The 17,628-nt window shown below is 68.1% G+C and carries 14 protein-coding genes and 1 tRNA gene; 9 read left to right on the top strand and 6 right to left on the bottom strand.

What is annotated here, in order from left to right:
* Positions 1-2: 2 nt before the first annotated feature.
* Positions 3-2,468, bottom strand: coding sequence for a TonB-dependent receptor (locus H0T81_RS01515; RefSeq protein WP_294009068.1), 2,466 nt, complete (start codon positions 2,466-2,468; stop codon positions 3-5).
* Positions 2,469-2,589: 121 nt separating this feature from the next.
* Here H0T81_RS01515 and H0T81_RS01510 point away from each other — a divergent pair, with 121 nt between their 5' ends.
* From H0T81_RS01510 to H0T81_RS01500, 3 genes are all read left to right on the top strand, one after another.
* Positions 2,590-3,267: a TetR/AcrR family transcriptional regulator gene (locus H0T81_RS01510; RefSeq protein WP_294009067.1), complete on the top strand. Its 678-nt coding sequence runs from the start codon at positions 2,590-2,592 to the stop codon at positions 3,265-3,267.
* On the top strand, positions 3,267-4,163 hold the full coding sequence (locus tag H0T81_RS01505; RefSeq protein ID WP_294009066.1) for an alpha/beta hydrolase: 897 nt from the start codon (positions 3,267-3,269) through the stop codon (positions 4,161-4,163). The genes H0T81_RS01510 and H0T81_RS01505 overlap by 1 nt, the downstream gene beginning before the upstream one ends.
* A 70-nt stretch (positions 4,164-4,233) precedes the next feature.
* Positions 4,234-4,307, top strand: a tRNA-Gly gene (locus H0T81_RS01500).
* Positions 4,308-4,371: 64 nt separating this feature from the next.
* Here H0T81_RS01500 and H0T81_RS01495 read toward each other — a convergent pair.
* Positions 4,372-5,133: a molybdopterin-binding protein gene (locus tag H0T81_RS01495; protein WP_294009065.1), complete on the bottom strand. Its 762-nt coding sequence runs from the start codon at positions 5,131-5,133 to the stop codon at positions 4,372-4,374.
* Positions 5,134-5,180: 47 nt separating this feature from the next.
* Between H0T81_RS01495 and map the strand changes: the two genes are divergently transcribed.
* On the top strand, positions 5,181-6,011 hold the full coding sequence (gene map, locus H0T81_RS01490; protein WP_294009064.1) for a type I methionyl aminopeptidase: 831 nt from the start codon (positions 5,181-5,183) through the stop codon (positions 6,009-6,011).
* On the opposite strand, the gene H0T81_RS01485 is transcribed toward map, so the two are convergent.
* Positions 6,008-6,760: a phosphocholine cytidylyltransferase family protein gene (locus H0T81_RS01485; protein ID WP_294009063.1), complete on the bottom strand. Its 753-nt coding sequence runs from the start codon at positions 6,758-6,760 to the stop codon at positions 6,008-6,010. The genes map and H0T81_RS01485 overlap by 4 nt on opposite strands.
* An 82-nt stretch (positions 6,761-6,842) precedes the next feature.
* Between H0T81_RS01485 and H0T81_RS01480 the strand changes: the two genes are divergently transcribed.
* The 3 genes from H0T81_RS01480 (at position 6,843) to H0T81_RS01470 (ending at position 7,911) form a co-directional block, all read left to right on the top strand.
* Positions 6,843-7,181, top strand: a complete 339-nt coding sequence (locus tag H0T81_RS01480) for a P-II family nitrogen regulator (RefSeq protein WP_294009062.1) — start codon at positions 6,843-6,845, stop codon at positions 7,179-7,181.
* A 63-nt stretch (positions 7,182-7,244) separates the two neighbouring features.
* Entirely contained in the window at positions 7,245-7,589 is a 345-nt protein-coding gene (locus tag H0T81_RS01475) for a helix-turn-helix transcriptional regulator (RefSeq protein WP_294009061.1), read from the top strand.
* 58 nt (positions 7,590-7,647) lie between these two features.
* On the top strand, positions 7,648-7,911 hold the full coding sequence (locus tag H0T81_RS01470; RefSeq protein WP_294009060.1) for a DksA/TraR family C4-type zinc finger protein: 264 nt from the start codon (positions 7,648-7,650) through the stop codon (positions 7,909-7,911).
* An 88-nt stretch (positions 7,912-7,999) separates the two neighbouring features.
* Here H0T81_RS01470 and H0T81_RS01465 read toward each other — a convergent pair whose 3' ends face one another.
* The gene (locus H0T81_RS01465; protein WP_294009059.1) at positions 8,000-9,133 is read right to left on the bottom strand and encodes a kelch repeat-containing protein; all 1,134 of its coding nucleotides are present in this window, start codon (positions 9,131-9,133) and stop codon (positions 8,000-8,002) included.
* 316 nt (positions 9,134-9,449) lie between these two features.
* Between H0T81_RS01465 and glnA the strand changes: the two genes are divergently transcribed.
* Both glnA and H0T81_RS01455 read left to right on the top strand, forming a co-directional pair.
* The gene (gene glnA / locus H0T81_RS01460) at positions 9,450-10,862 is read left to right on the top strand and encodes a type I glutamate--ammonia ligase (protein WP_294009058.1); all 1,413 of its coding nucleotides are present in this window, start codon (positions 9,450-9,452) and stop codon (positions 10,860-10,862) included.
* Positions 10,863-10,908: 46 nt separating this feature from the next.
* A complete protein-coding gene (locus tag H0T81_RS01455) occupies positions 10,909-11,808 on the top strand; it encodes a PilZ domain-containing protein (protein ID WP_294009057.1) in 900 nt (299 codons plus the stop codon).
* Here the strand turns inward: H0T81_RS01455 and putP are convergent, their stop codons facing one another.
* Both putP and H0T81_RS01445 read right to left on the bottom strand, forming a co-directional pair.
* On the bottom strand, positions 11,809-13,314 hold the full coding sequence (gene putP, locus H0T81_RS01450; RefSeq protein ID WP_294009056.1) for a sodium/proline symporter PutP: 1,506 nt from the start codon (positions 13,312-13,314) through the stop codon (positions 11,809-11,811).
* 141 nt (positions 13,315-13,455) lie between these two features.
* Positions 13,456-17,628 (bottom strand): translocation/assembly module TamB domain-containing protein, encoded by a 4,173-nt coding sequence (locus H0T81_RS01445; protein ID WP_294009055.1) that lies wholly within the window; start codon positions 17,626-17,628, stop codon positions 13,456-13,458.

Here is a 17,628-nt window from a genome sequence, read left to right as displayed (position 1 = left end):
GCTCAGAAATTCACTCCCAGCGACAGGAACAGCTGCCTCGGATTGCCGTAATAAGCGGTCAGAACGCCCTCGGTTCCAAGCGTCGGGTCGAGCCCCGGCTGGCCATTGGGAACCCGCGCGCCGCGGCCGATATACTCGCCGGTGTACGGGTTCTGATTGAGGAAATTGTAGCCGGCCGTGATGTACTTCTTGTTGGTCAGATTCTTGCCGTGCAGGCCGACGGTGAAGCGGTCGGAACGCCAGACGAGGTTGGCGTCGAGCAACGCGAAGCCTTTCTGGTCGAGACCGGGGCTGGCGAGCTCGAACTGCTGGCTCTTGCTGCGATAGGAAAGAGTCGCGTTGGCGTTGAGGCGCCCGTCGCCGACCGGAGTGTCGTAATCGACGCTGCCGCTCATCGTCCACTTGGGCGTGTTCTGGACCTCGCGGAAGTCGGCCATGTCGACCTCGATGGGCGTAATGGACGCTCCGGCCGGGTTGCGGTTCACGACCGTGATGAACTCCCGATACTCGGCTTCGAGATAACCGAGCGTCCCGGCAAGGTTCAGCCGATCGCCGGCCGTCGCCAGGCTTTCCCCGACGCGCAGGTTGGATTCCAGCTCGACTCCGCGGAACCGGGCCTGGCCGGCATTGGTCGTCACTCCGACGAACGTCGGCACTCCGGTCAGCGTTGAGCCGCCCACCGATCCGGGGACCTGGACGTCCTTGTAATCGGCCTGGAAAACGGCCAGCGCGAAGTTGAGGCGCCGGTCGAACACCGAGCCCTTCCAGCCCAGCTCATAGCTGTCGACCGTTTCGGGATCGAACGCCATGAACTCGTAGATTTCTTCGGGGTCGCGGATTCGGTTGCCGTTCAGATCAGGCGCCGACGTCGTCAATCCGCGCGGGTCGAAGCCGCCGCCTTTGAAGCCGCGGGCATAGCTCGCATAGATATTGTGGTCGCGGTTGGGCTTGAAGGCGATCGACGCGCGCGGAGTGAAGGCGGTGTCGGTGCGCTTGCCTTCGAAGTCCGAGGTGACGCCGTTGGTGCTCGCCGGAAAGCCGACGCCGAAACCGAACGGTGGAGCGCCGCCAAAGGTCGGTGAACCGCCTCGAATGAGGGTCTGGCGAAACACCTTCGAATCGCGCTTGTCGTTGGTGTAGCGGCCGCCGAGCGACGCGCTGAGCTGCTCGGTGAAGTCGTAGCTGAAGTCGCCGAACACCGCCCAGGTCTTGGTGCCGACATCGCCATGCGTCAGAGCCGTCAATCCCGGCAGGATCGTCGGAAGCGTGGTGTAAAGACGCACGTCGAACGTCGTTTGAGCGTCCGCGTTCAGGTAATAGGCGCCGACGATGCCGGCGAGCGGGCCGCGCTCGATGACCGCCTGCACTTCCTGGCTGAACTGCTTGTTCTTGTAGATCGCCGGAACGTCGACATCGGTCGCCGGAAGAGCGTCGAAATCGATCGGCGTGTCGCTGCGGTCCTTGCGGTAGGCGGTGATCGACTTGAGCTTCAGCCAGTCGTTGAGCCCGACTTCGCCGTGCAGAGCCGCGCCGCCGCCCTTGACCTTCTGCTTGGGGTCGAGGAGCGCGCCGCGGCTGTCGAATTCGTCGTCGAGCACCGGCGCTCCGGACCGCAGCCCGGGAATCAGTCGGTGACCGCCGCGCGTGTTGCTGTCATCCCAGGTGTAGTCGCCCGACAGCCGCAAGAAGGCGCTTTCGGCAGGCTCGAACTCGAGCGTCCCGCGCGCGGCGTAGATGTCCTTGTTGTAATTTTCCTGGCCGGTCGTGAGGTTCTTGCCGAAGCCGCCGCGGCTCAACCGGGCGAACGCGCCGCCGATCCGGAAAGCATCGCTGAGCGGCTGCGCGACCGAAAGGATGAGATCGGCCTGCTCGTAGGTTCCGAGATTGGCGCGCATTCGAAGCTCGCGCTCCTTGGGCAGCCTTCGAGTCACATATTTGACCGCGCCGCCGATGGTGTTGCGGCCGTAGAGCGTGCCCTGCGGCCCGCGCAGGATCTCGATCCGCTCGACGTCGTAGATGTCGAGCAGCGCGCCCTGCGGACGATTGAGGTAGACGTCGTCGATGTAGATGCCGACGCCCTGCTCGAAGCCGGCGACCGGGTCCTGCTGGCCGACTCCGCGGATGAAGGCGGTCAGCGTGGTGTTGGTGCCGCGCGAGGTCTCGAGGTTGACGTTGGGAGTGGTGTCGCCGACGTCGGTGATGTCGAGGGCGCCCTGGCGCTCGAGCTGCTCGCCCGAATAAGCGGTGACGGCGATCGGGACGTCGAGCAGGATCTCGTTGCGGCGCCGCGCCGTGACGACGATCTCGGTGTCGCTCGCGGCGGCGGCCTCCTCGGTCGTCTGCGAATCAGCCGGCGGCGCCGGATCGGCCGTGGTCGCATCCTGTGCAAGCGCCGGCTGGGCCAGCGTCAACGCCGCCAGGCCGATCGATCCGAGCAATGCCCCGCGAACGCTGTGCCTGCTCCCCATTTCCATCTCCCCTATCCCCGAAGTTGCTTTTCAGTGATTGATACCCGAGCGCGGACGCGCTATTTGAAACATGAACCGGCTTTCAACTTTACACGATCCGGGGATGCGAACAAGGGGGGTTGTGGCAAAAAGGGGTCAATCGAACGCCGCTGCGGCATCGCCCCGCCGGACCCGCGCGACCGCGCCGGCCGCGGGTGCTTCGGGCGACAAGGCGCCACGCACCGCCCGCGGCGAGCGAACCCTGCGCAAGATCCTCACCGCGGCGCTCGACGAGTTCGGCGAGCGCGGCTTTTCCGAAGCGTCGATCGTCGGCATCACGCGGCGCGCCAACGTCGCACTCGGCACCTTCTACACCTACTTCGACAGCAAGGAGGAGGTGTTCCAGGCGCTCGTCCGCGACATGTCGGCGCAGGTTCGCGATCATGTCGCTCCGGCGCTCGGCGGAGCGAGTGACGGCCTCGACCGTGAGCGCCGGGCGCTGGCCGCCTTCCTGCGCTTCGCCGCCGATCACAAGCAGGTCTACCGGATCATCGACGAGGCCGAGTTCGTCGATCCGCAGGGCTTCCGCACCCATTACGAAACCACCGCGGCTCGAATCGCCGGGCGCCTCGGGGAAGCCGCCGAGCGGGGCGAGCTTCGCGACGATGAATCGCCGCTCGCCCACGAAGTCATCGCCTGGGCGCTGATGGGTGCCAATGTTTTCCTCGGCCTGCGCTTCGCGGTCTGGGAGGAGCGCGACCCGGACGAGGTCGCGGCGATCACCAGCCGACTGCTCCGGCACGGGCTCGCGGCTCGCTGATGCCCAACGATTCCCACCCCGCGCCGGGCAAGGCGGCCGAGTGGAAAGCCCGCACCTGGACCAGCCGCGACGGCCTCGAGCTCTACTTTCGCGACTATCCCGGAAGCGACGAGCGGCCGCCCCTGCTCTGCCTCCACGGCTTGACCCGCAACTCGCGCGACTTCGAGGCCTTCGCCGGCCGCTACGCCGGCCGCTTCCGGGTGATCGCCGTCGACTTTCGAGGGCGCGGCATGAGCCAGCACGACCCGCAGCCCGGCCGCTACACGCCGGTCACCTATGCCGCCGACGTCCTGCAATTGCTCGACGAGCTTGAGATCGATCGCGCGCTGTTCGTCGGCACCTCGCTCGGCGGCCTCGTGACGATGCTCGTCGCCGGCATGCAGCCGCAGCGGATCGCCGGCGCAATCCTCAACGACGTCGGGCCCGAGCTCGACGATCGCGGGCTCGACCGGATCCGAAGCTATGTCGGCAAGCAAAGGCGGTTCGCGAACTGGGACGAGGCGGCCGGCTATGTCGCCGGGATCAACCGCAACCTGCCGGCGTCGAATGGCCCGGACGACTGGGTTCGAGCCGCCCGGCGAGTGTGCCGCGAGGACGGCGACGCGATCGTCTTCGACTATGACATGGCCATCGCCGAGCCGTTCACCCGCCCCAAGCGCGAGGGCGGGGCCGAGTTCGACATGTGGCCGCTCTACCGGCGTCTCGGGCGGGTCCCGCTGCTGATCGTCCGCGGCGAGAGCAGCGACCTGCTGTCGCGAACGAGCGCCAAGGCGATGCTCGACGCGGCTCCCGGCGCCCAGCTGGTCACCGTCCCTGGAGTCGGGCACGCGCCGGAGCTCAGCGAGCCGGCCGCGGTCGCGGCGATCGACGATTTCCTCGCCCGCTTCACCGGTTGACCCTCGCCTGGTCGATCCCATGTTGACGCTCGAAGCGTCGGCGTGGCAATCGCCGATCGCCTGGCGCCGGGCGGGTGTAGCTCAATGGCAGAGCAGAAGCTTCCCAAGCTTACGACGAGGGTTCGATTCCCTTCACCCGCTCCAAAATCGCCATGCCGGGGGCATGGCTGATCTTTGGAGCGCCGGCGGCCACAGAACGCTGCCTGAACTAAATCCCGCCCTCGACCACCTCGTACCCGGCCGCCGCCAGGGCTTCGCCAAGCTCCTCGCCGCAGCGCCGCGCCGCTTCGCCGTCTTCGGACCGAATGACGAAATTGGCCCCGTAGCGGCCTTCCTCGAGGAACGGGTAGCTGCCGACCGACACGCCCGGGTGGCGGTCCTCGGCCTCGCGCAGCATCTCGGCGACGTCGCTCTCGGCCGCAAAGGCGCCGAGAGTCACCGAGACCATCGGCCGGCCGCCCTCGAGCGTCCCGTCGAGCGCGTCGAGCATGCTGGCGGCGATATGCGGCACTCCGGCGAGAAGGTAGATGTTGCCGATCCTGACCCCCGGCGCTCCCGAGGTCGGGTTGGCGATCAGCTCGGCGCCGTCGGGGACCCGGGCCATCCGCAGCCTCGCCTCGGTCAGCCCGCCGCGCTGACGGTAATAATCCTCGAGGATGCGCCGCGCCTCGGGGTGGACGATCACCGGCACGCCCAGCGCCGCGGCGATCGAGTCGACCGTGATGTCGTCATGCGTCGGGCCGATGCCGCCGGTGGTGAACAGATAATCGTGGGCCTCGCGGAGCGCGTTGACCGCCTCGGCGATCCGCTTGGGATCATCGGGCACGATCCGCACCTCGGCGAGCCGGATGCCCTGCTCGTTGAGCCAGGCCGCGACCTGCGCGACGTTCCTGTCCTGGGTCCGGCCGGACAGGATCTCGTCGCCGATCACGGCCAGCGCCGCGGTCCACTGCTTCGGCTCGGATTGCATCCATCCTCCGGTTCGACTTCGGCGCCTGCAGTGCCTATTTAGGGGCGATGACCGAGTATATCACCGTTTCCGGAGACGACCGGGTCGAGGCCCGCAGCGGGGTCATCAAGCTCCACGGCGCCGACGCCTTCGACGGCATGCGCGCCGCCGGCCGGCTCGCCGCGAGCATCCTCGACGCGCTGGTCCCGCACGTCGTTCCCGGAGTGACCACCGGCGAGCTCGATTCGATCGTCCACCGACTGACTCTCGAGGGCGGCGGGGTTCCAGCGACGCTCGGCTACCGCGGCTATACGAAGAGCTGCTGCATCTCGATCAACCATGTCGTCTGCCACGGAATCCCGGGCGACAAGGCGCTCAAGGACGGCGACATCGTCAACATCGACGTGACTCCGATCCTCGACGGCTGGCACGGCGACACCAGCCGCATGTACCTGGTCGGCGACGTGCCCTTGAAGGCGCGGCGCCTGGTCGACGTCACCTACGAATGCCTGGTGCTCGGCCTCGAGCAGGCCCGACCCGGCAACCGACTCGGCGACATTTCCAGCGCCATCCAGCGCCATGCCGAAGCCAACCGCTACAGCGTCGTCCGCGATTTCTGCGGCCACGGCCTCGGCCGGCTGTTCCACGACAGTCCCGAGGTGGTCCACGCCGGCCGCCCCGGCACCGGCCCCGAGCTTAGGCCCGGCATGTTCTTCACCGTCGAGCCGATGATCAACACCGGCCGCGCCGACGTGAAGCTGCTCGACGACGGCTGGACCGCGGTCACCCGCGACCGCTCGCTGTCCGCCCAGTTCGAGCATTCGATCGGGATCACCGAGGACGGCTGCGAAATCTTCACGAACAGCCCCGCCGGGCTGGACCGACCGCCCTACGGCTAGGCCGCGGCGACGTCCTGGAAGCGGTCCCAGCGGGCGACCAGCGCGCGCGCCGCCGCGACGTCTTCGGGGAAGTCGACCTCGCCCCACTCCTCGCCCTGGATGTCGAGCGTCCAGACGTCGTCCTTCTGGGCGATCTGGTGAATCACCCGCAAATACCAGATGGTCGTGCCCTCGGCCGAGCGGATCGCGCGCTCGATCGCCTCGCCGAACCGGTCCGCGCCGCCGTCCCGGAACGCCAGAAGGCCGATCGACTCGGCGTTGACGTTGCCCTTGGGCAGCCGCTTGCCGATCGCGTGCAGCCGCCCCTCGCGGTCGGTGACGACCTTCATGTCGTCCTCGTCGTAAGTCGGCTTGCGGTCGATGGTGACGCAGATGCCGGGCTGGCGGTTGGCGATCACCCGCGCCATCAGCGAGTTCGAAACCAGAGTGTCGCCGTTCCACACCAGGCAGTCGCCGGTCAGCTCGCTCTTGGCGATGAACAGCGACCCGAGATTGTCGGCGACCTTGTAGAACGGATTGTAGATCGTCCGCACTTCGGGCCCGCCGACACGCCGGGCGACAGCCGTCTCGATCTGGTCGTCGCGAAAACCGGTCACCACCACCGCCTCGTCGACGCCGTTGGCGGCGAGCGTGTCCAGCTGCCGGTCGAGCAGGCTGCGACCGCCGAAGTCGATCAGGCACTTGGGCCGGTCGGCGGTCAGTTGGCCGAGCCGCGAGCCCTGGCCGGCGGAGAGGATGATCGCTTTCATTGACGCGCCTGTGCCCGCCAATTGCGGCGCGGATTGGGCATCACTAAGGACGATTAAGTCATCAGCCGCCCACGGAAACGACGTGAAGAAGATCGAAGCCATCATCAAGCCGTTCAAGCTCGACGATGTCAAGGACGCGCTCCACGAGGTCGGGGTGAGCGGAATCACCGTCACCGAGGTCAAGGGCTTCGGCCGCCAGAAAGGCCACACCGAGCTCTATCGGGGCGCGGAATATGTGATCGACTTCCTGCCCAAGGTGAAGGTCGAAGTGGTCGTCGAGGACAGCCTCGTCGACAACACCGTCGAGGCGATCGCCAACGCCGCCCGGACCGGCCGGATCGGCGATGGGAAGATTTTCGTCACCGATGTGGAGCAAGCGCTCCGGATCCGCACCGGCGACACCGGCGCGGATGCCATCTAGGCTTCGGTCGAGCCCAGCAAACCCCTTCCCCGCACCCGCGCCGTCCGTCTAAGGACCGTCGCGATGGACGACGCGGACGCCAAGACCGACACTCCGACCACCGAGCGCCCGACGGACGAGCGCCCGACGGACGAGCGACCCAGCGATGCGCGCCCCCGTGACGAGCGCCCAATCCACGAGCGCCCCATGCAGGAACGTCCGCGCGACGAGCGACTCGCCTCGATGTCGCCCGACGAGCTGCGCACCGCGATGCGAACGCTCGGCTACCGGACCCAGAACGACCTCGCCGGAGCGATCGGGGTCAGCCGCTCGGCGGTCAGCCTGTGGCTCGAGGGCAAGGTCGGGGTCCCGCGCCCGGTCGCCATGCTGCTTCGAATGCTGGTCGCTGCGCAGCGAAGGGCGTTTTGAGGAACGCTCTGCCCTCTTTCACCATTTAACCCCCGCAGAATTCGAGAAAGAGGCTCCAATGGCCGGCGGCTGGGCGCGCGACGGCGCGGTGCAGGACCAGATCGACGACACCGTCAAGGACGCGGTGCTGCGCGCCCGCGCGCAGCTGGCCGCCGGCGAGAGCGCCGAGGAATGCGACGATTGCGGCGAGCCGATCCCCAAACGCCGCCGCGAAGCGCTCCCTGGAGTGCGCACCTGCGTCGCCTGCCAGTCCGAGCGCGACTCCAGGCCCGTCCCCGGCGGCATCAACCGCAGAGCGAGCAAGGACAGCCAGCTGCGGTAAAAGCGTCCTCGGTCAACATCGCAGCTATCGTCAACACTGAGCGCGCTGTCGAGCGACAGCCTGTGCGGAGGCCGGAGGGGTTGGCGCCTCACTCGCAGCGCATCGTCGGCCGGTACAGCTGCATGGCGTTGGTGCCGGAATTTCCGCCCAGCGTGATCCCCCCGCCCGGCAGGAATATCCGGCCGCCGATCACCGCGCTGCCCTTGAGTCCGTGGACGGCGATGGGCAGGTCGGGAAGCCTGGTCCAGCGGTCGGCTCGGGGGTCGTAGCCATAGGTATTGGGCGTCAGTCCCAGCACGTGGGTGCGCTCGCCCTCGCCGCCGAACACGAACATGCAGCCGGCATGCGCCGCGCCGGTGATTCCGCCCCGCGGCGCCGGGAGCGGTGCGCCCCTGGTCCAGCGGCGCGTCCTGGGATCGTAGATTTCGACCACGTCGACCCGCTCGGCCATCGCGCCCGGGCCGGTGCGGCCGCCGGCGACGATGATCTTCCCGTTCAGCGCCACCATGGCCAGATGATTGCGCTGGGTCGGCAGGTCCGGAAGCTTTTCCCACTTGTCGGCCGCCGGGTCGTAGACCTCGAAGGCATGGCCTCCGGGCGGGCGGCCGCCCGCGACGTAGATCTTGCCGTCGATCACCGCCTTGCCGCCGCCGCCTCGCGCGGTCGGCATCGGCGCGCGCGCCACCCAGCCGCCGACGGCGGGATCATGCATCCAAACGTTTGCAACGAAGATCTCCGGCTTGCCGGTGCTCGCGCCCTCGATCTCGCCGCCGAGCACGTAGATCTTCCCGCCGACCGACGCGACGTGCGTGTGGTGGATCGGCTGGGGCAGCGTGGGCCCAAGCGACCAGCGGCTCGTGGCCGGATCGTAGACCTGGACTAGGTTGGAAGGCAGCCGCCCGGGCGGGTAGCCGCCGAGCACCCAGATCCTGCCGTTGAATTCCGCGACCGAGTGCTCGGAGCGGGCCAGGGGCATCGCGGCGCCCATGCTCCATCCGTTGACCTCCGGGAAGGCCCCGATCGGAGGACCCTGGCTCACCCGGTCGTTCCACGTCTCGCGGAGCTCGTTTGCCTCGACCGGGGTGGAGCGATTGGGCGGCGGCGGCGGCCCGCCTGGGGGGCCTTGCTGCGCAATCGCCGTCGTCGCGACGAGCAGCGCCGCCGCAGTGCCGAGAAGCGGAAGGCGGCACGGGCCGCCCAGCACGCTGCGCCGGTTGATCATGCTGACCTCATCTCCAACAATTTACGAACTCATCGTGCGCAAGACGCCCGGCGTTGGAAGCCACGTTCGACGAGCGGCAGGCTGGGATCGCCTAGCGTCGGCGGGATCGAGAGGTATCCGCCTCGAAACTTGGAACCGGTGAAATATTCGCCGCGCGGCTGACTCTTCGGGCGCGCTCTGGAATCCCTAGGCGCCGAGCTCGAATCGCTTTTTTCGTCGTCCCCGCGCAAGCGGGGACCCAGACTATTTAGGCGCCGGGCGATCAAGAAGCTGGGTTCCCGCCTTCGCGGGAATGACGAACTTAGGGGCAATTGCAATGGCATCGGACGCGGGCAAGATCCTGTCGCGGATCAAGGACGAAGAGATCGAGTGGGTCGACCTCCGGTTCACCGACCCAAAGGGCAAGTGGCAGCATCTGACCATGGCCTCGGGCGTCATCGATGACGACAATCTGACCGACGGCTTCATGTTCGACGGCTCATCGATTGCCGGCTGGAAGGCGATCAACGAGAGCGACATGATTCTAAAGCCGGACCTGGGCGCCGCTTATGTCGACCCGTTCAGCGCGACTCCGATGCTGATCCTGTTCTGCAACATCGTCGAGCCGTCGACCGGGGAGTTCTACGGCCGCGACCCGCGCAGCACCGCGACCAGAGCCGAGGCCTATCTCAAGGCGACCGGCATCGGCGACACCGTCAACGTCGGCCCCGAAGCCGAGTTCTTCATGTTCGACGACGTCCGCTTCGAGGATGGCTACAATGCGTCCGGCTACCGGATCGACGACATCGAGCTGCCGACCAACACGGGTCGCGAATATGACGGCGGCAACCTCGCCCACCGGCCGCGCGCCAAGGGCGGCTATTTCCCGGTCGCTCCGGTCGACAGCGCGATGGACATCCGTGGCGAGATGATCGCGACGATGCTCGAGATGGGGTTGCCGTGCGACAAGCACCACCACGAGGTCGCCGCCGCCCAGCACGAGCTCGGCCTGACCTACGGCACCCTGGTCGAGACCGCCGACCGGATGCAGGTCTACAAATATGTCGTGCACATGGTCGCTCACGCCTACGGCAAGAGCGCGACCTTCATGCCCAAGCCGATCGCCAGCGACAACGGCTCGGGGATGCACACCCACATGTCGGTGTGGAAGGGCAGCAAGCCGCTGTTCGCCGGCAACGGCTATGCGGGCCTCAGCGAGACCGCGCTCTATTTCATCGGCGGAGTGATCAAGCACGCGCGGGCGCTCAACGCGTTCACCAACCCGACCACCAACAGCTACAAGCGGCTGGTCCCGGGCTTCGAGGCGCCGGTTCTGCTGGCCTATTCGTCGCGCAATCGCTCGGCCTCGTGCCGGATCCCGTACGGCGCCGGCGAAAAGGCCAAGCGGGTCGAGTTCCGCTTCCCCGATGCGCTCGCCAACCCGTATCTGGCCTATTCGGCGCTGCTGATGGCCGGGCTCGACGGCATCCAGAACCGGATCCACCCCGGCGACCCGATGGACAAGAACCTCTACGACTTGCCGCCCCAGGAGCTGGTCGACGTGCCGACCGTCTGCGGCAGCCTGCGCGAGGCATTGATCGCGCTCAACAGCGACCGCGCCTTCCTGACCCGCGGCGACGTCTTCACCGACGACCAGATCGACGCCTACATGGAATTGAAATGGGAAGAGGTGATGCGCTGGGAGACGACCCCAAGCCCGGTCGAGTTCGACATGTATTATTCGTCCTGACCGGGGCGCTTACGGTTCGGTAACCCAAATCCCTCATGATACGGGGATGGGAATTGAATCCACACCGAACGAATTTCGCGCGACCCTGCGCTCGGAGCGTTCCGATCCGGTCGTCGCCGAGAAGCCGAAGCGGACGGCCGGCAAGGCCGCGGGCCTCGGCGACATCAAGGTCGCGCGCTCCGAGAGCCGCAGCTCGAACCAGCGCAACGGCGACCGCCACCGGCTCAGCGATGAGCAGGCCGTCGTCCAGCGCAAGGGCAAGCGCCACGTCGTCGAGCTGATCAACCTGTCGCACGGCGGCGCGATGGTCGCCGGCGACTTCAAGGCCAAGCTGTGGGACAAGGTCGTCCTGGTGCTCGGCGAGGCCGGCGAGATCGAGTGCGCGGTCCGCTGGATCCGCGACGGCCGCTACGGCCTCGAGTTCGCCCATGAGACCCAGGTCCAGTGCGACCGCGAGACCCTCGACGAATTGCTCCGCCAGGTGATCCGCAACAGCTTCCCCGGAGTCGAGGTCAAGGCGCCCGTCAGACCGGCCGTCGAGAAGCCCGAGGACAAGCGGGGCGAGGTCCGGCATCCCCTGATCTGGAGCGGAATCGTCCATCACGACTACGAATGGGATGCCGTTCGACTGCGCAACATCTCGACCACCGGGGCGCTGATCGAATGCCCGTCCAACCTGCCGACCGGGGTGATGGTCTATCTCGAGCTGGGCGAGGCGGGCAAGCTGGCCGCGACCGTCAATTGGTCGCTCGGCGACCAGGCCGGCCTGTCGTTCCACGAGCCGTTCGACGTCCGCAGCCTGTGGAAACTGAAGCCCGATGTCGCCGCCGAACAGGCCCCTCGGCCGCACTTCGCGCCTTATGGGCGTGAATGCGACCAGTCGCCGTGGGCGCCGCAATGGGGCCGACTGTCGGTCGACGAGCTCGGCAAAGAGCTCGGCGGCTGATCAGCTCGTTGGGGCTCCGGTCAGGGCCCGACGTTCCGCCTCGCTCTCTTCGAACTTGGCAAGCACGCTCTTGGGCGGGGGTGACCCGGCGAGGCTGACGACAATCGCTGCCAGGCCGCCGAGAAGGAAGCCCGGCACGATCTCGTAGATCAGCGAGCTCAGAGCGGCTCCATTCTCGAGCACCGGCGCGTAAATCCACAACAGGACGGTCGCTGCTCCGACGACGATCGCGGCAAGTGCGCCGTTCCGAGTCAGCCGCCGCCAGGTCAGCGACAGGATGACGACCGGCCCGAAGGCGGCGCCGAACCCGGCCCAGGCGTTGGCGACGAGCCCCAGGATGGTGTTGTCCGGATCGTAGGCGAGCCAGATCGCGACCAGCGCCACCAGCAGCACGCAGGCTCGCCCGACCGTCACCAGCTCCGTCTGGCTCGCCGTCTGGCGCAGGTAGATGCGGTAGAAATCCTCGGTCAGCGAGCTCGACGAGACCAGCAGCTGCGAGGAGATCGTGCTCATGATCGCGGCGAGCAGCGCGGCCAGCAGGAAGCCGGTGATCAGCGGATCGAACAGAACGTCGGCCAACAGGATGAAGATCGTCTCCGGATCGGCCAGCGTGGCGCCGGTCCGGACGACGTAGGCGGCGCCGACCAGGCCGGTTGCCAGCGCCCCGATCAGAGCAACGCCCATCCAGGTCATGCCGATGTTGCGCATCGCCGGAACGTCGCGAACCGAGCGAACCGCCATGAAGCGGACGATGATGTGCGGCTGACCGAAATAGCCGAGCCCCCAGGCGAGCGAGGAGATGATCGCGAGCGCGGTCATGTCGGCCAGCATGTCGAACGCTCCGGGCTGCGCGGCTTCGAGCGCGCCGGTGAATTGCCATCCGAGCTGGGAAAAGGCGACGACCGGGAGCAGCACCAGCGCGACGAACATGATGCAGCCCTGCACGAAGTCGGTCAGGCTGACGGCGAGGAAGCCGCCGAACAGCGTGTAGGCCACCACCACTCCGGCGGTGATCCACAGGCCAAGCGCATAGTCAGCCCCGAAAGCGCTTTCGAACAGCTTGCCGCCGGCGACGATTCCGGCCGAGGTGTAGAGCGTGAAGAAGATGATGATGACCACCGAGGCGATCACTCGGAGCGCATGGCTGCGGTCCTCGAAGCGCTTCTCGAAAAACTCCGGGATGGTGATCGAATCGCCAGTGCGCTCGGTATGGACGCGCAGGCGCGGGGCGACGATGATGTAGTTCAGAAGCGCCCCGACGAACAGGCCGATCGCAATCCAGCTGGCGCTCAGCCCAGCGACGAAGGCGGCGCCGGGAAGCCCGAGCAGAAGCCACCCCGACATGTCCGAAGCCCCCGCGGACAGCGCCGCGACCGAAGGGCTGAGCTTGCGCCCCCCGAGCAGATAGCCTTCGATGTCGCCGGTCGATTTCCGCCATGCCCACAGCCCGATTCCGAGCATCGCGGTGAAGTAGATCGCAAGCGAGACGAGAACGCCGGTTTCCATGAAGCTGGTCACTCCTCCCGAACCGCGAAGACGACGCGTGTGGCCGCTGCAAGATGCGCTGCCAGCATCTTCCAGCACATGCGGCCCGCACTGGGCAACAAGGATGAGCGGCCCCGCGGTTTTCATGGCCTTGCGGCCGCGTCAATAATCCTTGCTGACCCGGACGTTGGCGCTGGTCCGGCCGATGGTGGACACGGACGACAGGAGCGAGAGCCAGCGGGTCATCTGATATTCGACGCGGGTGGCGGAATAGCCCTGCCCGTCGGTGACCACTTCGACGAACAGCTTGCGGGTGATGTACTTGCCGGCCGACAGGGCGGTCTTCTGCCCGGTGGCGATGTCGGCCGGCACGATTCGCAGCCGGTCGAGCCCAACCGCCCGGCGAACCGCGTTGATCGGGTCGAGATTGCCCGAGCCCGACTGCAGCGCGGCCACCGCCGAGGCCAGCTGGACGGCCTCGGGCGCCGACAGGTTGGTGATCGACGTGCCGAACAGGATCCGCGACAGCAGCTCGTCCTGCGGCAGAGCGGGAACGCTGGCGAAGGTGATTTCGGGTTTGAGACCCGTGCCGCGGACCCGGACGCTGGCGTCGAGCCCCTGCACCTGCGCTTCGGCGTGGATGTCGAGCAGCGGGTTCGGGGGGCTCTCGCCGCGGAAACGGATGACTCCGCGGTCGAGCCGGAAATTGCGCCCGGCGAACTCGTACTCGCCGCGCACCAGATCGGCGCGGCCGGTGAAGCGCGGCGAGTCCGCGGCCCCGCCGATCTCGAGCTCGGTCCGCCACAGACTGGCGATGCCCAGCCCGCGCACTTCCAGATCGCGGCCGGCGACCGCCAGGTCGAGCCGCCAGGGATGCAGTTGCTCGACCTCGATCACGTCGGCCGGATCGAGCCCGCGGTGCCGCACCCGCAGCTGCGGGACGGCGCCAGCCGCGCTCGCCTGGCCGAGCTGGAAGCGTCCGTCGTTGAGGACGAGCTTGCCCGAAATCGTGCCTCCGGACGCGTTGGAGCGGATTCGGACCGGGCCGGTCACCCGGGCGGCGATGTCGTCGCGGTTGAGAAGCAGCGCCTGGCGGGCATTGAAGCTCAGGTTGATCAGGCTTCGGCCGCCCGAGAAGGTGACCGTGCCCGAACCGTCGATCGCGCCGCCGCCGGTGGTTCGCCCGGCGATCCTGCTGAACACGAGCTGCGGCCCGGAGAAACGCGCTTCGGCAGCCAGCTGGTCGATCACCATCCCGGTCACCGCGCTCTCGAGCCGGGCGCTCTGCGTCCGAAGCGAACCGCGGATCGCCGGGTCGACCAGCCGGCCGCCGATGTCGGCGCCGATCGCGATCGGTCCGGACAGGTCGAAGACATCGGTTCCAGACAGCCGCCACAAGGTGTCGGCGGGACCCGCATAGCGAAGCTGCGCGAATAGCGGCGAGTCCATCAGCTCGGCGACCAGCGGCCCCTGGCCGAGCGGGGCGAAGCGCGCCTGGGCCCGGCCGATGGTCTTGCCGCCGCTCGCCGCGACCGCTCGCAGCGCGGCCTGGTTGCCGCCGACCGCCGCGGCGATGCCGACGTCGATCGGCTGCGACGCGAGCACCAGCCCGGCTCGGCTGAGCCCGCGAATCTTGAGATCCGCGCGGCCGCTGCGGTTGCCCTTCCACGCATAATCGACCCGGCCGGTCGCCGAGCCTTCGAGGCCGAGGCCAGGCCAGCCGATGTCGAGGATCTGCAGCGGCATCGAGCGCAGCTGCGCGTGGAGCTCGGGCCGCGAACCGCTTCGCCCAGACAGGGTGCCGGTGCCGCCGGCGAAGCTGAAGCTGGTCGGCGCCAGGGCCCAGCCGTCGCCGGAGCGAGTCAGCACCGCCGCCTGGCGAAGCACCAGCGGCCGCCGCTCGATGTGGCCGCGGCCGGTCAGGTGGATGCTGTCGGGTGTGACGTTGGCCAGCGTCGTGAACTCGAACGGGGCGCCACGGCGGCCGGCGATCGCCGCCCGGACCTGGCCGACGCCGTTGACCAGCCGAGCGTTCGCCGTCAGCCGGGCGAGGCTGATTCCGTTCGCTTCGAACCCGCGCGCATCGACGACCCCGTCGACGGTCGTCCGCTCGTCGGCGAGGACGATGGTTCCGTCGAGCCGTCCCGAGCGCACTGCGAAAATGCCGGGGAAATTGGCTCCGCTGGCCCTGAGATGCGCCTCGATCCGCTGCGCCTCGCCGGCGGGCGAGAAAGCAAGATCGCCGTCGAGACCGCCGCCGGCGATCGCCAGCCTGCCGGTGAAACCGCCCGGATCGGAGCGCAGGTTTCCGCTCGCCGTGGTGCCGCCGACATTCAATGCGGCGATGGCGATCGTCGCCCGTCCGCCGCTCGGCAGGAGGATCCGCCCGTTGCTGGTGAATGGCCCCAGCTTCGAACCGCCGTTCGCCCGGTAGTCGAAACCCGCCGCGGTCGGCTCGAGCAGCAGGCGCATGTCGCGAAGGCCGAGCGTCTCGTTGGGGCGATCGAGCAGAAGATCCACCCGCGGCCGGTTGATCGGGCCGTCGAGCGTCATCCTCAGCGGGCCATAGGTCGCCTGCCGGCCGCGGGCGACGATGTGGAAAGTGCCGTCGCGGTTGCGGCGGCCGGCGCCGCTCAACCGAAGCTTGGGCGCGTAGAGCTCCAGGTTGCTGAAATGGACGATGCCGTCGTTGCCGCGCTCGAGGTTGGTCTCGAGCCGCGGAAGGCCGCCGGCCAGGTCGAGGAAAAAGCTGTTGTCGAGCCGGCGCACCCAGGCCTTGCCGGTGCCGACGACTCGCGAGCCCCTGCCGCCCGGCCCGGGCACGACCTTGAGGTCGGTCATCACGTCGACGATTCCGAGCCCCGGAATCGTGTAGCGAGTGAGGCCGCCGGACAGCAGCACCTCGAAGCGCCCGCTCACCAGGTCGATCAATAGCGCGACCTTGCCGTTCAACCGGTTGCTGGTCAGCCGAAGCCCTTCGCCGCGGACGAATTTGGAGGTGACGGTCAGCATCCCCTCGAGACGGGCGTTGGCGAGAATGTCGCCGGCGACGTCGCCAACCCCGGTGATCGCCCGAGCGGACAGCCGCAGCGGCACCTGCATCGGCCACGGCGACAGGCGCCCGCGCCCCTCGGCTCGGACATCGACGAACCCGGTATCGTCGAACTTCACTCCGGGCGAAGTCAGCCGGTACGCGTAATTCGCTCGGTCGAACGGCCCGTTGAGGGTCCACACCATCCGCACGTTGCGGCCCGTCATGTTCGGGAACAGAGCATTGGGCCGAAGCAGGTCGACCCCGACCCGGACCCGGCGGTAGCGGTTGCCGGCGAGGTCGACCGAGCCGATCGTCACCGCCCGCAGCGAGCGCGAGGTCAGAGCGAGCTGCCCGTCGAGCACCCGGTCCCGCAGCCGTCCGTCGCCGCGCACCCGGACCACCGGAGCGGTCAGACGCTGCAGCTTGCCGCGGAGGAATTGCGACGGAGCAATCTCTCCGGCCAGCCGGTAGCGACCGGCGTCGGCGCCCAGGGCCAGCCGGGCGGTCGGACGGCCCGACAGGTCGAGCGCTCCGCGCCCGCGCCAGCGGCTCCAGCTGCCCTCGCCGCTGACCGTCAGGTCGATCGAGCGCCGGATCCCGGCCAGCGCCGGGAGCAATCCGTTGGCCGGCGACTTGGCGGTGAGGTCGAGGTCGAAGCGGTCGCGGTCGGGCTCGGCGTCGAGGACGAGGGCGATGCGGTCGCCACCACCGTCGATCGCCAGCCCAAGCTCGACCATCGCCCGGCCGGCGCGAATGTCGGCCTTGCCGCGAACCCGGCCGCTGCGCGCCGTCCCGGTGATCGCGGGAGCAAGCTCGAGCCGGTCGATCGCAAGCTCGCCGATGTGGATGTCGAAGCCGGGCAGGATCGGCCCCTTGCGTCCGGTCGCCCGGAGCTTGGGCAACCGGGTCAGCCGGACCTGGCGCGCATGGAGGCGGTCGATGTGAAGCGAATTGTACAGCCACGCGCCCGGCGCCCAGTCGAGCTCGATCTCGGGCGAGGTCAGGAACACTCCGCGGGTGTCGGACACGGCGACATTGCGCAGCTTGGACTTGCCGAACACCGACCCGTCGATGCGGCCGATCCGGATCCTTAAGCCCGACGCGGTTTCGATCCCGGCGATCCGGTCGACGATGAAGCGATGGCCCGGCGCGGTGTCGAGCAGGACCAGCCCGCCCGCGAGCAGGATCAGCAGCGACAGAAACAGGGCGAGCAGTTCCTGCGCCAGGCGGCGCGGCCAATCGCGTCGCAGCCGCCGCTGCGGCCGCTGCGCCGGCGCGTGGACCAGCGTGTCCTCGGCCAC

It is taken from the genome of Sphingomonas sp., from assembly GCF_013812825.1.
Classification (GTDB): domain Bacteria; phylum Pseudomonadota; class Alphaproteobacteria; order Sphingomonadales; family Sphingomonadaceae; genus Sphingomicrobium.
The sequence above is the reverse complement of the archived record's forward strand: the minus strand, read 5'-3'. Positions and strand labels throughout refer to the sequence as shown.

Bases quoted from the DNA above. Each gene is read 5' to 3' on its own strand.
- H0T81_RS01495 (WP_294009065.1), bottom strand. From the start codon at position 5,133: ATGCAATCCGAGCCGAAGCAGTGGACCGCGGCGCTGGCCGTGATCGGC.
- map (WP_294009064.1), top strand. From the start codon at position 5,181: ATGACCGAGTATATCACCGTTTCCGGAGACGACCGGGTCGAGGCCCGC.
- H0T81_RS01455 (WP_294009057.1), top strand. From the start codon at position 10,909: ATGGGAATTGAATCCACACCGAACGAATTTCGCGCGACCCTGCGCTCG.
- H0T81_RS01485 (WP_294009063.1), bottom strand. From the start codon at position 6,760: ATGAAAGCGATCATCCTCTCCGCCGGCCAGGGCTCGCGGCTCGGCCAA.
- putP (WP_294009056.1), bottom strand. From the start codon at position 13,314: ATGGAAACCGGCGTTCTCGTCTCGCTTGCGATCTACTTCACCGCGATG.
- H0T81_RS01465 (WP_294009059.1), bottom strand. From the start codon at position 9,133: ATGATCAACCGGCGCAGCGTGCTGGGCGGCCCGTGCCGCCTTCCGCTT.
- H0T81_RS01470 (WP_294009060.1), top strand. From the start codon at position 7,648: ATGGCCGGCGGCTGGGCGCGCGACGGCGCGGTGCAGGACCAGATCGAC.
- H0T81_RS01515 (WP_294009068.1), bottom strand. From the start codon at position 2,468: ATGGGGAGCAGGCACAGCGTTCGCGGGGCATTGCTCGGATCGATCGGC.
- glnA (WP_294009058.1), top strand. From the start codon at position 9,450: ATGGCATCGGACGCGGGCAAGATCCTGTCGCGGATCAAGGACGAAGAG.
- H0T81_RS01475 (WP_294009061.1), top strand. From the start codon at position 7,245: ATGGACGACGCGGACGCCAAGACCGACACTCCGACCACCGAGCGCCCG.
- H0T81_RS01505 (WP_294009066.1), top strand. From the start codon at position 3,267: ATGCCCAACGATTCCCACCCCGCGCCGGGCAAGGCGGCCGAGTGGAAA.